The 21,336-nt window shown below is 65.8% G+C and carries 19 protein-coding genes and 1 riboswitch; of the genes, 10 read left to right on the top strand and 9 right to left on the bottom strand.

All coding sequences use genetic code 11. The annotated features are described in order from the left end of the window. Positions 1-847 (top strand): omptin family outer membrane protease (locus tag DYI24_RS01860; protein ID WP_164571044.1); only part of this gene is annotated, 847 nt, incomplete at its 5' end. 85 nt (positions 848-932) lie between these two features. Beyond that, positions 933-2,126 carry an ABC transporter substrate-binding protein gene (locus DYI24_RS01865; protein WP_164571045.1) on the top strand — a complete coding sequence of 398 codons (1,194 nt, stop codon included), beginning with the start codon at positions 933-935 and terminating at the stop codon, positions 2,124-2,126. Positions 2,127-2,316: 190 nt separating this feature from the next. Here DYI24_RS01865 and DYI24_RS01870 read toward each other — a convergent pair whose 3' ends face one another. From DYI24_RS01870 to DYI24_RS01885, 4 genes are all read right to left on the bottom strand, one after another. Then, positions 2,317-2,709: an MAPEG family protein gene (locus DYI24_RS01870; RefSeq protein WP_107346339.1), complete on the bottom strand. Its 393-nt coding sequence runs from the start codon at positions 2,707-2,709 to the stop codon at positions 2,317-2,319. A 67-nt stretch (positions 2,710-2,776) separates the two neighbouring features. Beyond that, complete coding sequence (locus DYI24_RS01875; protein ID WP_164571046.1) at positions 2,777-3,865, bottom strand: lipocalin-like domain-containing protein; 1,089 nt, start codon at positions 3,863-3,865, stop codon at positions 2,777-2,779. Beyond that, positions 3,855-6,320, bottom strand: a complete 2,466-nt coding sequence (locus tag DYI24_RS01880; RefSeq protein ID WP_164571047.1) for an FtsX-like permease family protein — start codon at positions 6,318-6,320, stop codon at positions 3,855-3,857. Before DYI24_RS01880 ends, DYI24_RS01875 begins: the two co-directional genes overlap by 11 nt. Next, positions 6,317-6,970, bottom strand: a complete 654-nt coding sequence (locus DYI24_RS01885) for an ABC transporter ATP-binding protein (protein ID WP_107346760.1) — start codon at positions 6,968-6,970, stop codon at positions 6,317-6,319. Before DYI24_RS01885 ends, DYI24_RS01880 begins: the two co-directional genes overlap by 4 nt. 331 nt (positions 6,971-7,301) lie before the next feature. Here DYI24_RS01885 and DYI24_RS01890 point away from each other — a divergent pair, with 331 nt between their 5' ends. Continuing rightward, the gene (locus DYI24_RS01890) at positions 7,302-8,528 is read left to right on the top strand and encodes an MFS transporter (RefSeq protein ID WP_205523326.1); all 1,227 of its coding nucleotides are present in this window, start codon (positions 7,302-7,304) and stop codon (positions 8,526-8,528) included. 116 nt (positions 8,529-8,644) lie between these two features. On the opposite strand, the gene DYI24_RS01895 is transcribed toward DYI24_RS01890, so the two are convergent. Next, positions 8,645-9,865: an ABC transporter substrate-binding protein gene (locus DYI24_RS01895; RefSeq protein WP_164571049.1), complete on the bottom strand. Its 1,221-nt coding sequence runs from the start codon at positions 9,863-9,865 to the stop codon at positions 8,645-8,647. Positions 9,866-10,100: 235 nt separating this feature from the next. Between DYI24_RS01895 and DYI24_RS28215 the strand changes: the two genes are divergently transcribed. After that, entirely contained in the window at positions 10,101-10,514 is a 414-nt protein-coding gene (locus DYI24_RS28215; protein WP_246701125.1) for an ATP-grasp domain-containing protein, read from the top strand. Beyond that, on the top strand, positions 10,472-11,347 hold the full coding sequence (locus DYI24_RS01900; RefSeq protein WP_246701126.1) for an ATP-grasp domain-containing protein: 876 nt from the start codon (positions 10,472-10,474) through the stop codon (positions 11,345-11,347). Before DYI24_RS28215 ends, DYI24_RS01900 begins: the two co-directional genes overlap by 43 nt. A 28-nt stretch (positions 11,348-11,375) precedes the next feature. Here the strand turns inward: DYI24_RS01900 and DYI24_RS01905 are convergent, their stop codons facing one another. The 3 genes from DYI24_RS01905 to DYI24_RS01915 all read right to left on the bottom strand — a co-directional run bounded on the left by DYI24_RS01905 (position 11,376) and on the right by DYI24_RS01915 (position 14,152). Next, on the bottom strand, positions 11,376-11,570 hold the full coding sequence (locus DYI24_RS01905) for a hypothetical protein (protein ID WP_164571050.1): 195 nt from the start codon (positions 11,568-11,570) through the stop codon (positions 11,376-11,378). A gap of 172 nt (positions 11,571-11,742) precedes the next feature. Next, positions 11,743-12,030 carry a hypothetical protein gene (locus DYI24_RS01910; protein WP_107346332.1) on the bottom strand — a complete coding sequence of 96 codons (288 nt, stop codon included), beginning with the start codon at positions 12,028-12,030 and terminating at the stop codon, positions 11,743-11,745. Positions 12,031-12,202: 172 nt separating this feature from the next. Continuing rightward, the gene (locus DYI24_RS01915; RefSeq protein ID WP_349627728.1) at positions 12,203-14,152 is read right to left on the bottom strand and encodes a TonB-dependent receptor plug domain-containing protein; all 1,950 of its coding nucleotides are present in this window, start codon (positions 14,150-14,152) and stop codon (positions 12,203-12,205) included. A gap of 180 nt (positions 14,153-14,332) precedes the next feature. Continuing rightward, a riboswitch (cobalamin riboswitch) is annotated at positions 14,333-14,535 on the bottom strand. A gap of 131 nt (positions 14,536-14,666) precedes the next feature. Here DYI24_RS01915 and DYI24_RS01920 point away from each other — a divergent pair. The 3 genes from DYI24_RS01920 (at position 14,667) to DYI24_RS01930 (ending at position 18,001) form a co-directional block, all read left to right on the top strand. Further along, positions 14,667-15,383: a DUF938 domain-containing protein gene (locus DYI24_RS01920; RefSeq protein WP_164571061.1), complete on the top strand. Its 717-nt coding sequence runs from the start codon at positions 14,667-14,669 to the stop codon at positions 15,381-15,383. Between the two features lie 75 nt (positions 15,384-15,458). Then, on the top strand, positions 15,459-16,706 hold the full coding sequence (locus DYI24_RS01925) for an MFS transporter (RefSeq protein WP_164571052.1): 1,248 nt from the start codon (positions 15,459-15,461) through the stop codon (positions 16,704-16,706). Positions 16,707-16,789: 83 nt separating this feature from the next. Continuing rightward, on the top strand, positions 16,790-18,001 hold the full coding sequence (locus DYI24_RS01930) for an MFS transporter (protein ID WP_164571053.1): 1,212 nt from the start codon (positions 16,790-16,792) through the stop codon (positions 17,999-18,001). Between the two features lie 54 nt (positions 18,002-18,055). On the opposite strand, the gene DYI24_RS01935 is transcribed toward DYI24_RS01930, so the two are convergent. Continuing rightward, positions 18,056-18,601, bottom strand: a complete 546-nt coding sequence (locus DYI24_RS01935; RefSeq protein WP_164571054.1) for a carboxymuconolactone decarboxylase family protein — start codon at positions 18,599-18,601, stop codon at positions 18,056-18,058. Between the two features lie 164 nt (positions 18,602-18,765). Here DYI24_RS01935 and DYI24_RS01940 point away from each other — a divergent pair, with 164 nt between their 5' ends. Continuing rightward, a complete protein-coding gene (locus DYI24_RS01940; protein ID WP_164571055.1) occupies positions 18,766-19,950 on the top strand; it encodes an acyl-CoA dehydrogenase family protein in 1,185 nt (394 codons plus the stop codon). Between the two features lie 155 nt (positions 19,951-20,105). Then, positions 20,106-21,245, top strand: coding sequence for an acyl-CoA dehydrogenase family protein (locus tag DYI24_RS01945; protein WP_164571056.1), 1,140 nt, complete (start codon positions 20,106-20,108; stop codon positions 21,243-21,245). Positions 21,246-21,336 lie beyond the last annotated feature (91 nt).

Here is a 21,336-nt window from a genome sequence, read left to right on the forward strand (position 1 = left end):
GGTCGGCGGTCGCGTCTGGTACAGTTCGGGGCGCTTCCAGAAGGATCTCGGGGCGACCTTCGATCAGGGCACTCAGAATGTCCTGATCTCGCGATTGACCTATCAAAGCACCGCGGCATCGGGCGAGGCTTTCGGTCGCGTCGATGGTCCCTACGATACCTTCCTCAAGGGCTTCGCCGGCGGCGGCACCCTGCTGAGTGGACATATGAACGACGAGGACTGGATCGCCACCGACGGCATCCCCTACTCGAATACGTTGTCCGATCCGGTCAAGGGCAGCATCGCCTATGCGACGCTCGATGTCGGTTACAATCTGCTACGCGGGTCCGACTACAAGTTCGGCGGATTCGTGGGTTACAATTACTATCGCGAGAACAAATCAGCCTATGGCTGCATTCAGACCGCGGGCGCCTCGTCGCTGGTCTGTGCTCGACCGATTTCGGCTGCCGTTCTCGCTATCACCCAGAATGACACCTGGCACTCGCTGCGGGTCGGCCTCAATGGTGAGATCGGGCTTGGCCGTGGGTTTAAGCTCTCGGCCGATGCGGCCTATCTGCCCTATGTGAAGACGTTCGGAACCGACACTCATTTGCTGCGCACGGATGTCACCGACAAGGTCTCGCCGTCGCAGGGCACCGGGCAGGGCGTTCAGCTCGAAGCCATCCTGTCGTATCAGTTGAACAGCGCTTTCAGCATTGGCGCCGGCGCGCGGTATTGGGCGATGTGGGCGACCACCAACGCCTACACCAACATCTTCGGCACGGAGTGTCCCTGTCAGACCCAGCCGGCGCGCACCGAACGCTATGGAACCTTCTTGCAAGCGGCTTACAAATTCGACGCCCTGTAACCACTGCCATTGCTGCACAATCCGCTGGGCAGCGGCAATTTTCCTAACTAAGCTGCGCGCCAACCAAAACACTGGGAGGCACGCCATGAAACTCAAACTTCTTTCCGCCGCGCTCGCGGCCACTGCCCTCGTCGCCGTCACGCCGGCCTCGGCGCAGGGCGTCAAGATCGGTATCCTCAACGACCAGTCCGGCGTCTATGCCGACTACGGCGGCAAGTGGTCGCTCGAAGCCGCCAAGATGGCGGTCGAGGATTTCGGCGGCGAAGTGCTCGGGCAGAAGATCGAGCTTATCTCCGCCGACCATCAGAATAAGCCCGACAACGCCGTGGCGATCGCGCGCAAATGGTACGATGTCGACGGCGTCGACATGATCACCGAACTCACCACGTCGTCGGTGGCGCTGGCGATCCAGGATCTGTCGAAGGAAAAAAAGAAGATCGACATCGTGGTCGGCGCCGCGACCTCGCGGATCACTGGCGATGCTTGCCAGCCTTACGGGTTCCATTGGGCGTTCGACACCCATGCGCTCGCGGTCGGAACCGGCGGCGCGCTGGTGAAGGCTGGCGGCGATACCTGGTTCTTCCTCACCGCCGACTACGCGTTTGGCTACGCGCTGGAGAAGGACACCAGCGAGATCGTGCTGGCGAGCGGCGGCAAGGTGCTGGGCTCGGTGCGGCATCCGCTGAATTCGTCGGACTTCTCCTCGTTCCTGCTGCAGGCGCAGGCTTCCAAGGCCAAGGTGGTCGGTCTCGCCAATGCCGGCCTCGACACCGCCAATTCGATCAAGCAGGCCTCTGAATTCGGCATCGTCGCCGGCGGCCAGAAGCTGGCAGGTCTGCTGATGACGCTGGCCGAAGTGCACGGCCTCGGCCTCAAGGCGGCGCAGGGGCTGGTGCTGACCGAAGCCTATTATTGGGATCGCGACGACAAATCGCGCGAGTTTGCCGAGCGCTTCTTCAAGCGTACCAACCGGATGCCGAGCATGATTCAGGCCGGCACCTATTCGGCGACGTTGTCCTATCTGAAGGCGGTGAAGGCCGCCGGCACCAAGGACACCGATGCGGTTGCCAAGAAGCTGAAGGAACTCCCGGTCGAGGATGCGTTCGCGTCCGGCAAGGTGCTGGCCAACGGCCGCTTCGTCCACGACATGTATCTGTTCGAGGTGAAGAAGCCGGAAGAGTCGAAGAAGCCGTGGGATTACTACAAGCTGCTCGCCACCGTGCCGGGCGACAAGGCGTTTCCCACCGCGGCCGAGAGCGGCTGCCCGCTGACCAAGTAAGCGCTCGATCGAGCCTCTGAAGTGAAAGCCGGCGCCGAGCGCTGCGCAACCTCTCCCGCTTGCGGGAGAGGTCGGATCGCGCAGCGATCCGGGTGAGGCACTCCTCTCGGCGGATCGCTGAGTCACTGCCTGGGGCGCCCTCACCCCAACCCTCTCCCGCAAGCGGGAGAGGGAGCTCGCTATGCTCGGATCAAGCCCCCAACATCTGGTGCACGACGCCGTACACCGAACCGCCCCACAGGAAGGCGGTCGCCACCATCTGCACCGCAAAGCCTAGGCCGCGCTTCTCGGGCGCTTCGGCATAGCCCAGCATGTAGAGTATCCGCCCGATGATCCACACCGCGCCCGCCGCGGCCGCGAAGGCGTCGCTCAGATAGTACGCGAACAGCCACAGCGACGGCAGGAAGATCGGCATCCATTCCAGCGTATTGGCCTGCACGCGAAACACCCGCTCGAAATCGGGGTGGCCGGAGATCGCCGGCGCCTTGACGCCATACAGCATGCGCGCGCGCGCGACCTGCACCGAGGTGTAGAAATAGAACATCAACGCCAGAAGGGTGGCGATCGTGGTGTAATGAAACATCCAAGGGCTCCCAGACTAGGTTCGTTCTTGCCCGGCTTGATGACCGCCGGTTGTGCGCAGCTTGAACTCAATATCCGGTCATCTCAAGATACCCGAAGCCGCTCCGGTTACCGTTGAACGCAATCGGCCCTTCCCAATACGGGAAGCTGGTCCCCATCCAGCTTTTCGGATTGAGCGGCGTGGTCTCGATCGCAAGGTCATGCCCGGCGACCGCCACGCGCCAGCGCGTCGGCACCTGGCGCGTCCCAATCGTGGTGACGCCGAGCGGGTCGAGCCGGATTTGATCCGGTGACAGCGGCATGGAGCGGCCGTCGGTGCTGATCCAATTGCCGGCGAAGTAGTTGCTGCCGTCGCGCTGCCGCAGGCGAAACAGCATCACCTTCTCGCCGGAGGACAGATGCAGCGAGAACCAGTCCCAACCGGTCTGGTCGGAAGCGAGCGGCTGGCTCGACCATTCGCGGTCCATCCAGGCCGACCCCTCGACCGGAATGGCGCGGCCGTCGAGCGTCAGCGTGCCGGAGGCCGTGAAATACGGTTGGCTGTAGTAATACGAAGCCTGGCCGCGCTCGGACTTGCGCGAGTAGCCGTTGTCGCCCTGCAGCACCAGCGGCCGATCGGCGCTCAGCCGCAATGCGTAGCTGAAATCGGTGCCGCGCGCGGTCACCGTGAGCGGCGACAGCGTCGCGGCCACCAGCGATGGATCGCCCCGCATCGCCCAATCGTCGATCATGGCCTTGAACGGCGAGGCCTCGACCCCCGCCACGCCGACCCCGCCGCGCGAAAACTTCTCGGCGAAGCGATGGATGTCGGCGCTGGTGACGGCGGCGTGTGCCATCCAGATCTGCTGGTTGGCCCAGCCGCTGCGTTGCGGGCCCGGCGTCATGGCCTGGCGGAACAGGGTCCACTGTGCCCCGTAGGCGTTGCCGGCGGCATCCTTCAGGTTGGCCGTGAGGTACCACCACTCGATCCGGAAATCCGGATGCGGACCATGGTCGTCGGGAAACGCCAGCGTGCGGCCCGGCACCACAGGAGCAAATCCGCCTGCGTCGCTGCCGAGGCCGGCAAAGCCCTGCGCCCACGCCCGCGGTGCGGCGAGAGATGCGGCAACAAGGCCGCCGGTGAAGACGCGGCGGCTGATCCGGCCTCTAGCGCTCATCGGCAAACACCTTCACCAGCCGCGCCGGCTGCATCCGCATCAGCTTCAGGATCGGCAGCGCCGCTGCCAACAACGTCGCCAATAGAGCGACGCCGACCAGCTTCGCCAGTTCGAACGGAAACACCTCGAACGGCAGCCGCCAGCCGAATGCTTTGACGTTGACCACCGCGATCAGGCACCACGCCACCATCAGGCCGAGCGGCAACGCCACCAGCGCGGTGATCGCCGCCATCGCCAGCGTCTTCGTCAGTTCGATCAGCGCCAGCCGGCGCCGGGTGATGCCGATCGCCCACAACGGCGCGACCTGCGGCAGCCGCGATGCGCCCAGCGTCAGCAGGCTGGTCAGCAGCGCCACGCCGGCAATGCCGAGCGTGAAAGCGTTGAGCGCCGTGGTGACCGCGAAGGTGCGGCTGAAGATCTGCTTGGAGATCGCCTTCAGGGTCGACTGATCGGCGAGGCTGCGCTCCCCGAGTGCGAAGCTGCTGCGCAGGTCCGCGATCAGTGTGGGCACTTTTGCAGGATCGACCCGCAGCCCAAACCTGGTCTTGGCTACATCGGGGAAATGCGTCACCAGCGCGCCGAACGCCACGCCGAGCTGGCCGCGCGGATTGCCGTAGTCGGCATAGATCCCCACCACCTCGACCGGCCACGGGCTGCGGTCGCTCGGCACTACGATGCGGTCGCCGAGCTTGACGCCGAGCCGGCGCCACAGCTGTTCGCTGACCAGCGCGGCATCGCCGCGTGCGACGCGGTCCCAGACATCTGTGGTGTGCTCGAGCAGCGGCCAGTGATCACGATAGGTCGCATCGTCGGCAAAGCCGATCAGCTCCACCGGCTGGCCCTGCAGCTTCACCTCGGCACGAGCACCGGGCAGCAGAGACCTGACTTCGGGACGTCCCTTCAGCCAAGCCTTGATCTCGGTCGCCTGCTGATCGGTGGCCGCATTGAGATAGACCTCCGCGGCGAGCCGGCCGTCGAGCCAGCGCTGGAAGGTGCGGCTGAAGCTTTCCACCATGGTGCCGACGCCGACATTGACGCCGAGCGCCAGCAGCAGCGCCATCAGCGCCAGCGACAGGCCGGAGAGCTGCAGCCGGCTGTCGGCCCAGAACCACATCGTCAGCGGGCCGCGCGCCAGCTTCTCGCCGAGCGCCAGCACCAGCCCGAGGATCGCCGGCAGTCCGAGCGCGGCGCCGAGCAGGATCGCGGCCAGCACAGCAAAGCCCGACAACAGCGAGTCGCCGAACCACAGGAACCCGAAGCCGGCGGCGAACACCGCAAGCGCGGCTGCGCCCTGCACGATCAGCCAGCGATACTGCGCCTGCTGCCATGCGTAAGGCTGCGCGGCGGTGAGCACCGGCAGCCGTGCCGCCTTGACCAGCGCAGCGGAGGCCGCCGCGAGGGTGCCGAGAATGCTGATGGCGATGCCGGCGAGCCACCACTCTGGCCGCAGCGACAGCTCGCCCGGAATTTGTGCGCCGTACAGGCCACGCAAGGTGGCGGCGACGTCGGGCAGCAGCGTTGCGGCGATCAGATAGCCGCAGACCAGTCCGATCAGGCCGGCGAGCAGGGCGATGAGACACAGCTCGATCACCATCACGGCGTTGAGCTGCCGCGCCGAGGCGCCGCAGGCCCGCAAGGTGCGGAGCATTGGGCGACGCTGCTCGAACGCCAGCCCGATCGCCGAATTGACGATGAACAGCCCGACCAGAAACGACAGCAGCCCAAACGCCGTGAGGTTGAGGTGGAAGCTGTCGGTGAGGCGTTCGAGTTCGGTCGCCGCATCGGGCTGATCGAGCTGTAGCTTATCGCCGACGATGTCGCGCAGCGGCGGACGCGAACCGCTGGGCTTGCTGCCGAGCAGTAGCCGCGACAGCCGGTCCGGCATGTCGAGCAGCTTCTGCGCAAGGCCGATATCGACCACCAGCACGCCGGGGGCGATCTCCGCCTGCGGCTTCAGCGGCGGCAGATGCTGGCCGTTCGGCAGCTCCGGCGTGGCGCCTTCGGCCAGGCCGAATTCGCGCAGCGTCTCCGGCGCGATCAGCGTCTGGCCGGGCGGCAGGATGAAGCCCTGCAGGTCGCCGGTGCCGAGCGCCGGCGCGGTGCGGGCTTCGACCGGCAGCGACAGCGGTTCGACGCCGAGCAGCCGCAGCGACCGGCCGCTGAGCCGGATGGCGCCTTCGACCGCCGGCGATACTTGCCAGCCGGCGCGGCGCAGATCGACATAGAGTTGCTGGGAGAAGCTGCCGCCGTCACGCGCCACCAGCGTCGCAGTGCGGTTGCCGCCGAGGGCGGCGGCGGCGCGGTCGTAGCTGAGGCGCGCCTGCGTGTTCAGCGCCTGCACGCCGCTCCACAAGGCAGTCGCTGAGATCAGCCCGATCGCCAGGGTCGCGAGCTGCATCGGATGTCGTCGCCAGTGGCTGAGCAGCACGGCGAGGATCCACAGCGCGCGCCTCAATGGATTAGCCCCGCATGCAGATGCACCCTGCGGTCGAGCATGCCGGCGAGACGTTCGCTGTGCGTCACCATCAGGAAGCCGCAGCCGGTGCGGCGGACCAGATCGGTGGCGAGCGCCAGCACATCGTCGGCGGTCGCTTCGTCGAGATTGCCGGTCGGCTCGTCGGCGAGCAGCAGCAGCGGCTTGATCGCCAGCGCTCGGCCGATCGCAACGCGCTGCTGTTGGCCGCCGGAGAGTTGCTCGGGGTAGCGCTTCAGCAAGGCGCCGAGCCCCAGCCGCTCGATCAGCTCGCTACGCCACGCCTCATCATGGCGGCCGGCGAGGCGGGCCTGGAATACCAGATTGTCGGCGACCGTCAGACTTGGGATCAGATTGAACTGCTGAAACACCAGGCCGAGCCGCTCGCGGCGGAAGGCGGCGCGCTCGGCGTCCGGCATCGTCGAGATCGTCGCTTCGCCGAAAGTGATGGCGCCGCTGTCGGGCTGATCGAGGCCGGCGATCAGATGCAGCAAGGTCGACTTGCCGCTGCCGGATTCGCCAGTCAGCGCCACGCTCTCACCCGGCTGCACCGCGAGGTCTACGCCGCGCAGCACCGCAACGCGATCCTGGCCGGACACATAGGATTTGGTGAGACCGGAGACGATCAGCATGAGCGCAGCCCGCGCAGCGTAGCGATCACAGCGCGTCGCACGCGCCGGCGCGATCCGGTCATTCTTGCCTTCCAGTCTGTCGTCATTGGCCTGAAGGATATGGGGCGCGACGCCGATCACTCAAGACGACGCGCTGTTGCGCCGCAAACAAGGTTGCGATGCACGCGAGCACGGCGGCGGCGAATCCTGGATTGCATTCGCGCGGGAACAGCGGCAGCATTGCAAGAGGTTCGCACTAAGCGCGCCATCAACACGATCCAGGGAGCACGCCGTGACCGCGCAGCCGACGCCGCAGGGTGCCTGGAGGATCACCTTCCTGCTGTTTCTCTTCATGGTGGTGAACTTCGCCGACAAGATCGTCGTCGGTCTCGCCGGCGTGCCGATCATGCAGGAGCTGAAGCTCTCGCCCGAACAATTCGGCCTGCTCGGCTCGTCGTTCTTCTTCCTGTTTTCGATCGCCGCAATCGTCGTCGGCTTCATCGTCAATCGCGTCGAGACCCGATGGGTGCTGCTGGCGCTGGCGCTGGTGTGGGCGGTGGCGCAGTTTCCAATGGTCGGCGAAGTCTCGTTCGCCACCTTTGTGATCTGCCGCATCATTCTCGGCGCCGGTGAAGGGCCGGCGTTCTCGGTCGCGGCGCATGCGATCTACAAATGGTTTCCCGATCATCAGCGCACGCTGCCGACCGCGATCCTGTCGCAGGGCTCGGCGTTCGGTGTGATCCTGGCGGTGCCGGCGCTCAACTGGATCATCGTCAATCACTCCTGGCACTACGCGTTTGCGGCGCTCGGCATTGTCGGGCTGATGTGGGCGGTGGCGTGGCTCGCGCTCGGCAAAGAGGGGCCGCTGGTACCAAGCCCGGCGGTCGCGGCGGCCGAAGTGCGCATTCCCTACACGCGGCTGCTGACCTCGCGCACCTTCATCGGCTGCGTGCTGGCGACCTTCGGCGCCTATTGGGCGCTGTCACTCGGGCTGACCTGGTTCACCACCTTCATCATCCAGGGGCTGGGGTTCAGCCAGCACCAGGCCGGGCTGATTTCGATCACCCCGTGGGTGTTCGGTGCCTGCGTGGTGCTGTTCACCGGTTGGCTGTCGCAGCGGCTGATGCAGCGCGGCGTCTCCAGCCGGATGGCGCGCGGCGTGCTCGGTGCGGCGCCGCTCCTGGTCGGCGGCGCCATCATCCTGATGCTGCCCTATATCGACAGTCCCGCTGTGCAGATCGTCGCCCTGGTGGTCGGCTCCGGCCTGTGCGGCTCGATCTACGTGGTGTGTCCGCCGATGATCGCCGAGTTCGCCCCGGTGTCGCAGCGCGGCGCCGCGATCGCGATCTACGGCGCGCTGTACACGCTGGCGGGGATCATCGCGCCCTGGGTGATGGGCAGCGTGCTGCAGCACGCCAGTTCGCTGCTGCACGGTTACGTGGTCGGCTACGCCATCAACGGCGCGGTGCTGATCGTATCGGGTGTCGCCGGCCTGGTACTGCTGTGGCCGAACACCGAACGGGCAAGGCTGCTGCGCAGCGCCGAGCCGGTGTCTCTTGGACTGCGCAAGCCGGCCTGAATTCGCTCTCAGGCGTGCCGAATTTCGGCGCCTTCACCAACTTCAGATGATCCAAAAATGGAAATGGCCGGGACGAGCCCGGCCATGACGTCGTTCGATCTGTAGGGCTGCTGAGCCTACTGGCTCGCTGCGTCGGTATTGAACACTTCGCCTTCCGGCACCCAGCTCTTGCCGTCGAACCGCGCGATCTGCATCTGGGTGTAGGGCGCGTAGCGGTCCGGACGGGTTGAGATCTTGATGCCCGGCAGCAGCAACGGCGCCGCGGTCGGCTTGATGTTGGTGGCCTGCTTCAGCAGGTTGTCGCGGGTGAGGTTGTCGCCGCAGGCTTCCAGCGTCTTCACCGTCATGTAGGCCGAGATGTAGCCGATCACGACGCTGCCGTCGGCGATGTCGCCCTTCGGGAACCACTTGGCGAGGAATTCCTTGAATTCCTTGACGTCGGCGTCGTTCTCGAACCGCGGATCGGTCGGGGTCTTCATCGCAAGAGCGGTCAGCAGTCCGGTGGAAGCTTCGCTGCCGGCCGGCTCGAGCACGCCCTTGATCGAGCTGGCGACGCTGACGACGAAGTTCAGCGGCTTCCAGTTCAGTTCGTGCACCTTGCGGATCGCCTGCGCGCCGAACTTCGGCGTTGCCATCGTGAACAGCGTATCGGCGCCGGACGCCTTCAGCGCGACGATCTGCGAGTCGACGGTCGGGTCGGTGACCTCGTAGGTGACCTCCTTGACGATCATCGTCTTGGCCTTGTCGCCGAGCCCGTCCTTCAGGCCCTTGACGTAGTCCTTGCCGGCGTCGTCGTTCTGCGAGAACACGCCGAGCTTGGCGTCGGGTTTGTTCTTCAGCAGGTACTTGGCGAAAATCATGCCCTCCATCTGGTAGGGCGGGTAGAGCTGCGTGGTCCATGGGAAGTTCTTCGGATCGTCCCACTTCGCCGCGCCGGTCGAGATGAAGATCTGCGGCACCTTCTTGGCGTTGAGATATTTCTGAGTAGCCGAATTGGTCGGCGTGCCGACGGTGCCGACGATCGCCAGCACTTCTTCCTGCTCGACCAGCTTGCGGGTTTGCTCGACTGTCTTGGGCGGCGAATAGGCGTCGTCGAGGCTGATCAGGTTGATCTTGCGGCCGTTGACGCCGCCTTTGGCATTGATCATCGCGTAGTAGGCGCTCTGGACTTGTCCTTGCACGCCGTAGGCCGAGGCCGGGCCGCTATACGGCATGGTCTGCCCGATCTTGATCTCGGTGTCGGCGACGCCGGGGCCGTATTGCTTCTGGGCGAAAGCAGGCTGAGCTGCAGCGAGCGCGACGGCGCTGGCCAGGAGGAGCGAGGTGCGAATGGACAAATGTGTTTCCTCTCGTTGAAAGCCGCACTCTGCGGTGCGGGCTGAAGGTCGATCGCCCGAGCTTGTTGTTTGCGGTGCGATCTTGCTTACGGTCTCACGAGAACCGCCGCGGTTCAATTGAATTACGTGGTGACGTAGCGGCGCAGGCCGCACGCATCTGCACAAATTTCGTGAAGCGGACTAAGTGCTGCTAGACTGTCCGCCCGATGGGATCAGGGAGTATCAGTGCAACGCGATGATTGCTCCCGCACATCGCCGGCTGCGTTTGCTGTTGTCCGAGGGCGGCAGCACCTCGGCGCGCCAGGCGATCACCGTGCTCGGCCTCGCCGGACATCACGTCGAGATTTGCGATCCGGCACCGCTATGTCTCGGCAGGTTCTCGCGCTTCGTGCGTGCGGTGCATCGCTGCCCGCCGCTGCGCCGCGATCCCGCCGGCTATCTCGATTATGTAACGGAGCTGCTGGCGGCGTGCCGGTTCGATGTGCTGTTGCCGATCCACGAGCAGGGCTTGGTGTTCGCCCGCGCTGTCGATCGCATCGCAGCGCTGACCGGCGTGGCACTGCCGCCGTATGCCAGCTACCGCACCGCGGTGACCAAGGCCGGCTGTTGGAATCGCTCGGTCTGCCGCAGCCGCCGACCCGGATCGTGATCTCAGAGGCCGGGCTGCGGGCGGCGGCGCGCCCTCCCTGCATGATCAAGACCTCGGTCGGCACCGCCAGCCGCGGCGTCTGGCTGGTGATCGATCAAGCGACGCTCGATCAGGCGGTGCGTGAGCTGGTCGCAGCCGATGGATTTGCCGACGAGGTGTTGGTGCAGGACTTCGTTGCGGGCCGGATCGAGCATGCCCAGGCGGTGTTCGATCGCGGCGCACTGCTGGCGCTGCACGTCTATCGACAGGTTGCATCAGGGGCGGGCGGCGGACCGGCTCGTAAGCTCAGCGTGCGGAGCGACGACATTCGTCAAGACGTCGCCACGATCGGCGCCGCCCTCGGCTGGCACGGCGCGCTGTCGTTCGATTTGATCCGGCCGGTGGCCGATGCGCGGCCGCTCTACATCGACTGCAATCCGCGCTTGGTTGAGCCGATGAGCGCGCAGCTTGCGGGGCTCGACCTCGTCGATCTGCTGCTGCGGCTGTCGCTTGGCGAGCATCCGCCTGTGGCCGCGCCGCCGCGGGATGGTGTTCGCAGCCATCTCGGCATGCAGGTGCTGCTCGGCTGCGCGCTTGGTGGTGGCACGCGGCGTGACGTGATGCGGGAAGGTGCGCGACTGTTGCTGCGGCAGCCGCCTTATGCAGGCAGTGCCGAGGAGCTGACCCCGGTGCGGGAGGATTGGTGCAGCGCCGTGCCGCTGGTCGCAACGGCTCTGATCCTGCTCGCCCAGCCAAGTCGCGCCGCAGCGCTGGCGGCAAAAGGCTGGGGCGATCATCTGCTCGATGCGGCGGCGCTGGCGCGGATCGATCAAGGATTTGGTCAACAGGCTTGATGCGCCGACTCGTGCGCGGGCCTGCCTGTTACAGATCCTTGGTGTAATCGTCGCGATCGCGGGACGGCGCGCAGATGTCGCCGGTCTCGTACAGATCGTCGTCCGGGGCAGGCGCGGGATTCGGCGGCGTGGGCTTGGCTTCGCCCTTCCCCTCGCTATTGCCGGATTTCTTGTCGCGTTTGGGAGCAGCGGCCTTGGACCGCTTGCGTAGGAAGCCGATCATTGGCTCTCGGTTCCGTAATGGCCGGCGCGGGTGGTCCGAAGGCGCACACGCGGCCAGCGTTGTTGTCAGCTCAGTTCAACTGCGACGACGATCCAAGACTAGACTGGTTCGTCACAGCCCGCACGCAATTTTCGCATCGTGCGATGCCGCAGTGCGATGCTTTGCGTCGCGATCAGGTCCGCCGGCCTGAGCTCTGCTGGTCGGCCAGCCATTCCGACAAGGGGCGCGGCTTGTCGTCTTCGACCTTCTTGGTGCCTCGCTTGGTGGGGGAGGCCGCCGTTCTGGTTCGCTTGGTCTTGCTCGATGTCGCCGATTGCGGCATCGCGGCTTCGCGGGCGAGCCGCAGGGCGCGCAGGCGCGCCATGTTGTCCAGGACCGCTTTCGCTGCGGCGTCGCGTTCGGTCTTGCCGCCGTCGCCTTCAGCGGCGCTGCCAGCGCGGTGATCGTCGTCGTTCGTCATTCTTCCAGTTCAATTGCATTCAATTCGGGAGGCGGCGTGATAGCACGAAAAAAGCCTCCGAACAGCCTTTCGGCATTCGGAGGCTCTTCGACATTGGTTTCGCGCATGAGCCCGTGTGTGGGGAACATGGCGTATGCCGCCGACTTTTTGCGTCGGCGGCATACGATGATCGCTAGTTGGTGACGCGGACGCCTGCGAAAGCGCCGAATCCGGGCTGCAGGAAGCCGACCGGCACCTCGTATTTCTTGTCGAACAGGTTGTCGATGCGGCCGAACACGGTGACGTGCGGATCGACCTCATAGCTCGCCGCCAGGTTCACGGTGGTGAACGACGGCGCGTCGAGCAGCGTGGTGCCGAACCGGTCGTAGTCGACCCACGAGCTGGTGTAGAGCACGGTTGCCGACACCGTGGCGCGCTCGACCGGATTCCAGATCGCCGCCATTGTCACCTTGTTGTCGGGACGCCGCCGCAGCTTCTGGTCGGTGGTCTGGTCGATGGCGTGCGTATAGGTGTGGTCGACCCGGAAGCGCAGCGTCTCGGTCGCCTGCCACGACACGAACGACTCGACGCCCGAGGTGCGCGCCATGCCGATGTTCTTGTAGCTGTAGCCACCGAGCGTCACGTCGTACCCGGTCGAGTTGATCAGATCGTTGATCTCGTTGTTGAAGTAGGTCGAACCGAAAACGACGCGGTTGGCGAACAGCGGCTGTTCGAAGCCGACGTCGTAGCCCTTGCTGGTCTCCGGCTTCAGCGCCGGGTTGCCGATCGTCGCGTAGGCCGGGTTGTTGACATAGAGCTGGGTCAGCGTCGGCGCCTTGAAACCGGTGCCGTAGGTCGCCTTCAGCCGGGTCTCGAGGGTCGGCACGATGAACACCGGCGCGACACGCCAGGTCGAGTGCCCGCCGAAGCTGTCGTTGTCGTCGTAGCGTACGTTGGAGACCAGGAAGAAGTTCTTGGTGAACTCCGACTGCAGTTCGACGAAGCCCGCAGTGTTGCCGGTGCGGGCGCGCAGCGTCTTCTGCTGGTAGTTGCCGGCGAAATCATAGTCGCCGACCGAATTGGTCCGGATCGTCTCGTCCTGGCGTTCGGTGCCGACCACCAGTTTCTGCCCGTAGCCGACGTCGAGCACGCCCTTCCAGTCGAACTTGGTGCGTTCACCGGTGTATGAACTCGGCGGCGAGATGCCGGTGGCGAAGGTGAAGATGTTGGTGGTGAAGTCCGGGTTCGGATTGAACGTCCGATTCCATTCGTTGCTGTAGCTGACGCCGAACGTGCTGGTGAAATTGCCGAGCGGCGACCACACCGCTTCGCCGCGGGTCATGAAATCGCGGCTTGCGGTCGTGCTCTGCAGCGTCTCGGGGAATGAGTTCGGATAGCGCGAATAGTCGTCGCCGGTGAAGCCCTTGTGAGCGTCGGTGTAGCGGGCGACGTAGTTGAAGGCGAGTTCGTCGCTGGCGCGGACACCTAGCCGCGTCGAATACGTTAGATTGTCGTAATTGTCGTTGTTGCGCTGCTGGCCCGGCGCCAGCAGATTGAGCGGCGTCACCGGCAGGCTGGTCGTGCGATAATGCGCGACGTTGAAGGCGTAGTCGAAATTGTCCTGCGAGCCGGCGGCGCGCGCGGTCTGGTTGAAGGTGCCGAACGAGCCGCCTTCGATCGAGCCGGTCAGCTTGGCAGGCCCACTGCCGCGCTTGGTGACGACGGAGATCACGCCGCCGATCGCGTCCGAGCCGTACAGGCCGCTCTGCGGGCCGCGCAACACTTCGATCCGTTCGATGTCCGAGGTCAGCAGATTGGCGAAATCATAAGCGCCGTTCGGCTTGCTCGGATCGCCGGCATCGATGCCGTCGATCAGCACCTTGACGTGGTTGGAGTTAGTGCCGCGCATGAAGATCGCGGTCGAGCCGCCGGGGCCACCGGTGCGCACCACATTGAGGCCGGGCACCATGCTGAGCGCGTCGGCGGCGGTGCGCTGCTGATAGCGGGCGAGATCGTCCGCGGTGATCACGGTCACTGAACTGGCCACCTGCTCGCGCGGCGTTTCGGTGGCGGTGGCGCTGACCACGATCTCGGGCAGCACGTCCTGCGCGGCGGCAGGCGTGGTGAGCGAAAGCGCAGGCACCAGGATGGTGGAAGCGAGAAGCGCGCGTGAGAGTGCGGAGCAAGGCCGCGGCGCGGCGGGTCGGGATTGCATAAGGTTCAACCTCGGCTGACGTCTGTGGCACGTCACAGCGAACGAGGTCTCACCGAGCTTTCGAAAGCGGTGAAGACAATGCCTGCAATTCCCGGCCGGCAACTTCGCGTGTGACCACGAATGACGGCAGGTCTCCTGGCTCGCAGTTGATCTTCCGTCGCCTTCCCAGGACCGAGGTTCCCAGTGGCATCCGACGAAAGACGATCCGCTTACAGTTGCGGGAACAGCTACGGCCTAGAACGCGAAAGTGTCTGCGTCCGCACCGTATTCCCTTTTCATCCCTCTCGGGAACCGTCATCGCCATTAGAAGTCGCGGAATTGGCGAGTCAATTCGCCCATGGCGGCGAACAGGTGCAATCGTGGTCGGATTGTGACGAGCTGTGACTTGCGTGTAACAGCCGGGTCTGTACACCTCGCACGATAGTGGATGCGGCAGGTGGTGATGGCGGAGTTCGTGGTGGAGTTCGGCAAGGACGGGCGGCGGGTCGAACCCGACGGCCGGCTCGACGCCGCCGCGTTTCATCGCAACGATGCGCCGATCCGCGCCGTGCTGGCCCGGCTGCTCGCCGGGCGACAGGGCGACGTGCTCGAAGCCGGCAGTGGCACCGGCCAGCACATCGCAGCGCTGGCGCGCGAGCATCCGGACATCGTGTGGTGGCCGAGCGACGTCAACGACCAGCACCTCAAGAGCATCGGCGCCTGGCGCGCCCATGCGGCGCTGCCCAATCTAAGGCCGCCGCAGCGGATCGACCTGGCCGATCCCGCCTGGTCGGTGGCACCGGCCGATGGGGTGATGCCCGGGCCATTGCTGGCGATGTTCTGTGCCAACGTCGTCCACATCGCGCCGTGGCGCGTCGCCGAAGGGCTGCTCGCCGGCGCCGGACGGCTGCTACGCCAGGACGGCATGCTGGTGCTGTATGGACCGTTCAAGCAGGACGGCAAGCACACTGCGCTCAGCAATGCGGTGTTCGACACCAGCCTGCGCGACGCCAATCCGGAATGGGGTGTCCGCGATGTTGCGGATCTGGAAAAGCTCGCGGCCGGCGCCGGTCTGGCGCTGAGCGAGATCGTCGAGATGCCGGCCAACAACCTGATCCTGGTGTTTGTACGGGCAAAACCGGCGGAGGCCCATGCGGCAGCCGGCGGCGCGGCGGGTTGATCACGCACCGCTCGGCCCTATGATGCGCGCGCAATCGCCGGCCGTTGTCGGCCGGTGCGAGGAGAATCCCTGCCGATGGTCGATGCGACGGCCAACGACATCGTCGAAGACGATGCCCGTGCCCGTTCCAACGTGGTGCGGCTGGTCGCGGCGCAGGCGCTGACCGGCGCCAACGCCGCGGTGATCTTCGCGACCGGCTCGATCATCGGCGCGCAGCTCGCGCCGGAGATGTCGCTCGCGACCGTGCCGCTGTCGATGTATGTGCTGGGCCTTGCTGCCGGCACACTGCCGACCGGTTGGATCGCGCGGGTTTACGGTCGCCGCGTCTCGTTCATGATCGGCACCGGCTGCGGCGCGCTCACCGGCGTGCTCGGCGCCGTCGCCATCCTGTACGGCGCGTTCTTGCTGTTCTGCATCGCGACGTTCATCGGCGGGCTGTATGCCGCCGTGTCGCAGTCCTATCGGTTCGCTGCCGCCGATGGCGCCAGCGCCGCCTATCGCCCGAAGGCGGTGTCGTGGGTGATGGCCGGCGGCGTGTTCGCCGGCGTGCTCGGTCCGCAGCTCGTGCAGTGGACCATGGACGTCTGGCAGCCTTTTCTGTTCGCATTCTCCTATGTCGTGCAGGCGGCGATCGCGCTGATCGCGATGGCGGTGCTGTGGGGCGTCGATGCACCCAAGCCGAAGCCGGCCGAGCAGGCCGGTGGCCGGCCGCTGCTGGAGATCGTGCGGCAGCCGCGCTTCATCGCCGCGGCGCTGTGCGGTGCGATCGCCTATCCGATGATGAATCTGGTGATGACCTCGGCGCCGCTGGCGATGCAGATGTGCGGGCTGAGTGTCGGCGATTCCAATTTCGGCCTGCAGTGGCACATCGTGGCGATGTATGCGCCGAGCTTCGTTACTGGCTCGCTGATCGCCAAGTTCGGCGCTCCGCGCGTGGTCGCGGCCGGCCTGATCCTGGAAGCGCTCGGCGCGTCGATCGGCCTGCTCGGCGTCACTGCCCCGCATTTCTGGGCGACGCTGTTCGTGATCGGCGTCGGATGGAATCTGGCGTTCGTCGGCGCCTCGGCGCTGGTGCTCGAGACGCATCAGCCGAGCGAGAAAAACAAGGTTCAGGCGTTCAACGACTTTATCATCTTCGGCCTGATGGCGCTGGGCTCGTTCTCGTCCGGCCAGCTGCTGGCGAACTACGGCTGGGCCACCGTGAATCTCGCGGTGTTCCCGCCGGTGCTGCTCGGCCTGATCGTGCTGGCGATCACCGGCTGGTCGAAAGTCCGGAAACGGGTAGCTGAAGCCGCCAGTGAACTATCCGATCGCGGCGTCTGAGCCGCGCAACAACACGTCCGGCCTCGAGCCGGGACAGGGAGTGAAGCAATGCCGTCGCGTGCGACCGGCCGCGCTCGCCGCCGATGGTGACCGCTCCCGACGAGACCACGTTCCGCTATCACGGCTGGCGGATCGTCGCGGTGTGCTTCATCGTCGCCACCTTCGGCTGGGGGCTCGGCTTCTACGGCCAGAGCGTGTACCTCGCCGAATTGTCCCGACTTCATGGCTGGCCATCGTCGCAGATCGCGACTGCCACCACGTTCTTCTATCTCGCCGGTGCGCTGCTGGTGGCGTTCGTCGGCGATGTGATCCGCGCCATCGGCGCGCGCGCCTGCTTGCTCGGCGGCATTGCGGCGATGGCGCTCGGCACGGTGCTGCTCGGCCGGATCGACGCGCCGTGGCAGCTCTATGCGGTGGATGCGATCCTCGCGGTCGGATGGGCCGGCACCAGTCTCGGCGCGATCACCAACACGCTCGGCCTGTGGTTCGACCAGCGCCGCGGCATGGCGATCAGCCTGGCGCTGAACGGCGCCAGCTTCGGCGGCATCGCCGGCGTGCCGCTGCTGGTAGCGCTGATCGGCGCGCTCGGGTTCACCGGGGCAACCACGGCGGCGGCGATTGCTGCGGTGGTGCTGCTGATGCCGCTGGTCGCGATCGTGGTCGCGCCGCCGCCGCATCTTTCCAATGCTGCGCCGGCGGCCACTGCACCGCGGGCGCTGTCGTCCGGCGCGATCCGCAGCGGCGCGCTACGCGACCTCGGTTTTCTGACCGCCACAATTGCGTTCTCGCTGGTGCTGTTCGCGCAGGTCGGGTTCATCGTCCACCTGATCGCCTATCTCGATCCGCTGATCGGACGGGAGCGTGCCGCGGTGGCGATGTCGCTGCTGACCGCGATGGCGGTGGTTGGCCGAGTGTCGCTGTCGGTGGTGATCGACCGCCTCAATCAGCGTCTGGTCTCGGCGCTGTCGTTCGCCAGTCAGGCAATGGCGCTGGGTGTGCTCATCTCCACCCGCGATGCGACGCTCTTGTTGGTCGCCTGCGCGCTGTTCGGCTTCTCGGTCGGCAATCTGATCACCCTGCCGGCGCTGATCATCCAGCGCGAATTTCCGGCGTCGTCGTTCGGCATCCTGGTGGCGCTCAACACCGCGATCAACCAGGTCACCTATGCGTTCGGCCCCGGCGTGATCGGCCTGCTGCGCGACGCATCGGGCAGCTATGCGCTGCCGTTCACTGGCTGCATCGCGCTGCAGCTCGCCGCTGCAGCGCTGATCATGGTGCGGCTGAGGCGAAGATAACCGTTTCTGTGGTCATCCGGAGCGCGCGTCTTCGGCGTGTCCCAGAGGACTGGTTTACGCCAGTTCCGGCGTCTCGCCGTCGGGCAGCGGGAACTGGTAGGCGTTGAGCGTCATCGACACCATGGTGTAGTAGCCGCACAGCCCGATCACTTCGACCAGGCCGCGCTCGCCGAGCAGCCGCATCGCTTCATCATACAGCGGCTGCGGCAGCCCCTTGGCTTCATGCAACGCGCGGGCGACGTCGTAGATCACCTGCGCCTTCGGATCGTCGAAGGTCGGCGTGCGGCGGTCGCGGATCGCGTCGATGATCTTGGGATCGAGGCCGCCATCGAGCGCCATCTTCTTGTGCGCGTACCATTCGAATTGCGCTGTCCAATGCCGCGCGGTGACCAGGATCGCCAGCTCCGACAGCGCCGGTGTCAGCGAGGTGTCGTAGCGCAGGAAGGCGCCGAGCCGCGTGGCGTGCCGGGCCATCTCCGGGCTCGCCAGCCACGCCATCATCGGCGGCGGCGGACTGCCGCGCTTGCTGGCGATCGACTCGTCATAGATCGCGCGTTGCTCGGCGCTCATTTCGCCAGGCGAAAGCAGATTCAGGCGCATCCTCGTTTGTCCTCTTTGGCTGTCGGGCGTTCGTCCCTAGCACATCGCCGCAAGACTGCCGCCCGACACGGATATTGAATTCCACCGCGCGACGCGCCAAGGTCGCCGCCAACAAATGCATCGCCGGCGTGCAACGCGCCGGCGCAAATGTGGATGGAAACCGCATGACCGATCTCGATACATTCCGCGCCGAGACCCGCGCCTGGCTGGAGGCGAATTGCCCCGCCGAGATGCGCACGCCGATGCAAGGCGATGAGGACAATTTCTGGGGCGGTCGCAACGCCAAATTCGCCTCCGAGGCGCAGAAGGTCTGGTTCGAGCGGATGCGCGACAAGGGCTGGACGGTGCCGGACTGGCCGACGCAATACGGCGGCGGCGGGCTCGATGGTGCGCGCCACAAGATCCTGCGCGAAGAGATGGCGGCGATCGGCGCGCGCTCGCCGCTGTCCTCGTTCGGCATCTGGATGCTTGGGCCGGCGCTTCTGAAATACGGCAACGAGCAGCAGAAGGCCGAGCATCTGCCGAAGATCGCGCGCGGCGAGATCCGCTGGTGCCAGGGCTATTCCGAGCCGAACGCCGGCTCCGACCTTGCGTCGCTGCAGACCCGCGCCGAGAGCGACGGCGACGATTTCATCATCAACGGCTCGAAGATCTGGACGTCTTACGCCAACTACGCGGACTGGATCTTCTGTTTGGTGCGGACCGATCCGACCGCCAAGAAGCATGACGGCATCAGCTTCATCCTGTTCGACATGACCTCGAACGGCGTGACGACCAAGCCGATCCTGCTGATTTCCGGCAAGTCGCCGTTCTGCGAGACCTTCTTCGACAACGTGCGGGTGCCGAAGTCGCACGTCGTCGGCACCATCAACCGCGGCTGGGATGTGGCGAAGTATCTGCTGCAGCACGAGCGCGCGATGATCTCCGGGATGGGCGGCCGCGACGGCGGCCGGCCGCTCGGCCAGGTCGCGGCGGATTCGCTCGGTACCGACGATCAAGGTCGGCTCGACGATTCGATCCTGCGCGGCCAGATCGCGACGTTCGACGTCGACGAGGCGGCGCTGGCCTGTGCGGCGGAGCGGGCGGTCGATCTCGCCAAGGCCGGGCAACTGCATCCGGCGTTTTCGTCGGCGATGAAGTACTACGGCACCGAGCTGAACAAACGCCGCCACGAGATTCTGATGTCGGCCGGCGGCATCGATGCGCTGGAGTGGGAGAGCGAGCGCAGCCAAGAAGGCGCCCGCGCCCGCGCCTGGCTCCGCACCAAGGCCAACTCGATCGAAGGCGGCACCAGCGAAGTGATGCTTGGCATCGTCGCCAAGCGCATCCTGGATCTGCCGGGGGCGTAGTCGGTGTCCTCATCCTGAGGAGCGGCCGTCAGGCCGCGTCTCGAAGGATGAGGGGCCACGGCGCTCATGGTTCGAGACGGCGCGCTGCGCGCGCCTCCTCACCATGAGGTCCTCGTATCGTTGCAACATCATTGACCTGATCGGAAACCTCACCCATGGCTCTCGTCCTCACCGAAGAACAAACCATGCTGCGCGACTCGGCGCGCGGGCTGATCGGCGACAAGGCGCCGGTGGCGCATTTGCGCAAGCTGCGCGACGAGCGCGACGCCACCGGCTTCTCCCGCGACTTGTGGAAGAGCTTTGCCGAGATGGGCTTTGCCGGCCTTCTGGTGCCGGAGGAGTTCGGCGGCTCGGGGCTCGGCTGCGTCGAGGCCGGCGTGGTGATGGAGGAGATCGGCCGCAACCTGACACCGTCGCCGTTATTGTCGACCGCAATCCTGGCGGCGTCCGCGCTGGCTCGCGGCGGCTCGGAGGCGCAGAAGAAGGCCTACTTGCCGAAGATCGCCAACGGTTCGCTGATCGCCGCCCTCGCGGTCGATGAAGGCGCCAAGCATAGGCCGGCGAAAATCGCGCTGGCGGCGACGCGCGCCGGCAATGGTTTCAAGCTGAAGGGCGACAAGGCGTTGGTGGTCGACGGCCACGTTGCCGACCTTCTGATCGTCGCGGCGCGCAGCGCGGGGCAAGCTGGTGACGCGGATGGGCTGACGCTGTTCCTGGTCGACCCGAAGGCCAAGGGCGTTGCGCTCGAGCGCACCGTGATGGTCGACGCGCATAATGCGGCGCGGATCAGCTTCGACGACGTCGAGGTGAATGCCGATCAGGTACTCGGCGAGGTCGATCGCGGCGGCGCGCTGCTCGAGGCGGTGCTGAATGTCGGCCGCGCGGCGGTTGCCGCTGAGATGCTCGGCGTCGCGGACGAGGCGTTCGGGCGGACGGTGAACTATCTGAAAGAGCGCAAGCAGTTCGGCAAGCTGATCGGCGAATTCCAGGCGCTGCAGCACCGCGCCGCGCATCTCTACACCGAGATCGAAATCCTCCGCGCCGCGGTGCTCAAGGCGTTGCAGGCGGTCGACGCTGACGCCGTGCAGGCGCGCGTGGCGGTCGCGGTTGCCAAGGCCAAGGCCGGCACGGTGGCGACGCTCGCGGTGCAGGAAGGCGTGCAGATGCACGGCGGCATGGGCATGACCGACCAGTTCGACGTCGGCCTGTTCATGAAGCGCGCCCGGGTGCTGCAGGAACTGCTCGGCGACAGCGCCTACCATGCCGAAGCGCTGGCGGAGTGGAAGAAGTACTGAAGCTCCCCTTCGTCAGGACGCTTTCGTGGTCATTCCGGGGCGCGAGCGCTAGCTCGCGAACCCGGAATCCCGAGAGTGTTTTGGGATCTCG

The organism is Rhodopseudomonas sp. BR0C11 (assembly GCF_010820945.1).
In the GTDB taxonomy this organism is placed as follows: domain Bacteria; phylum Pseudomonadota; class Alphaproteobacteria; order Rhizobiales; family Xanthobacteraceae; genus Rhodopseudomonas; species Rhodopseudomonas palustris_H.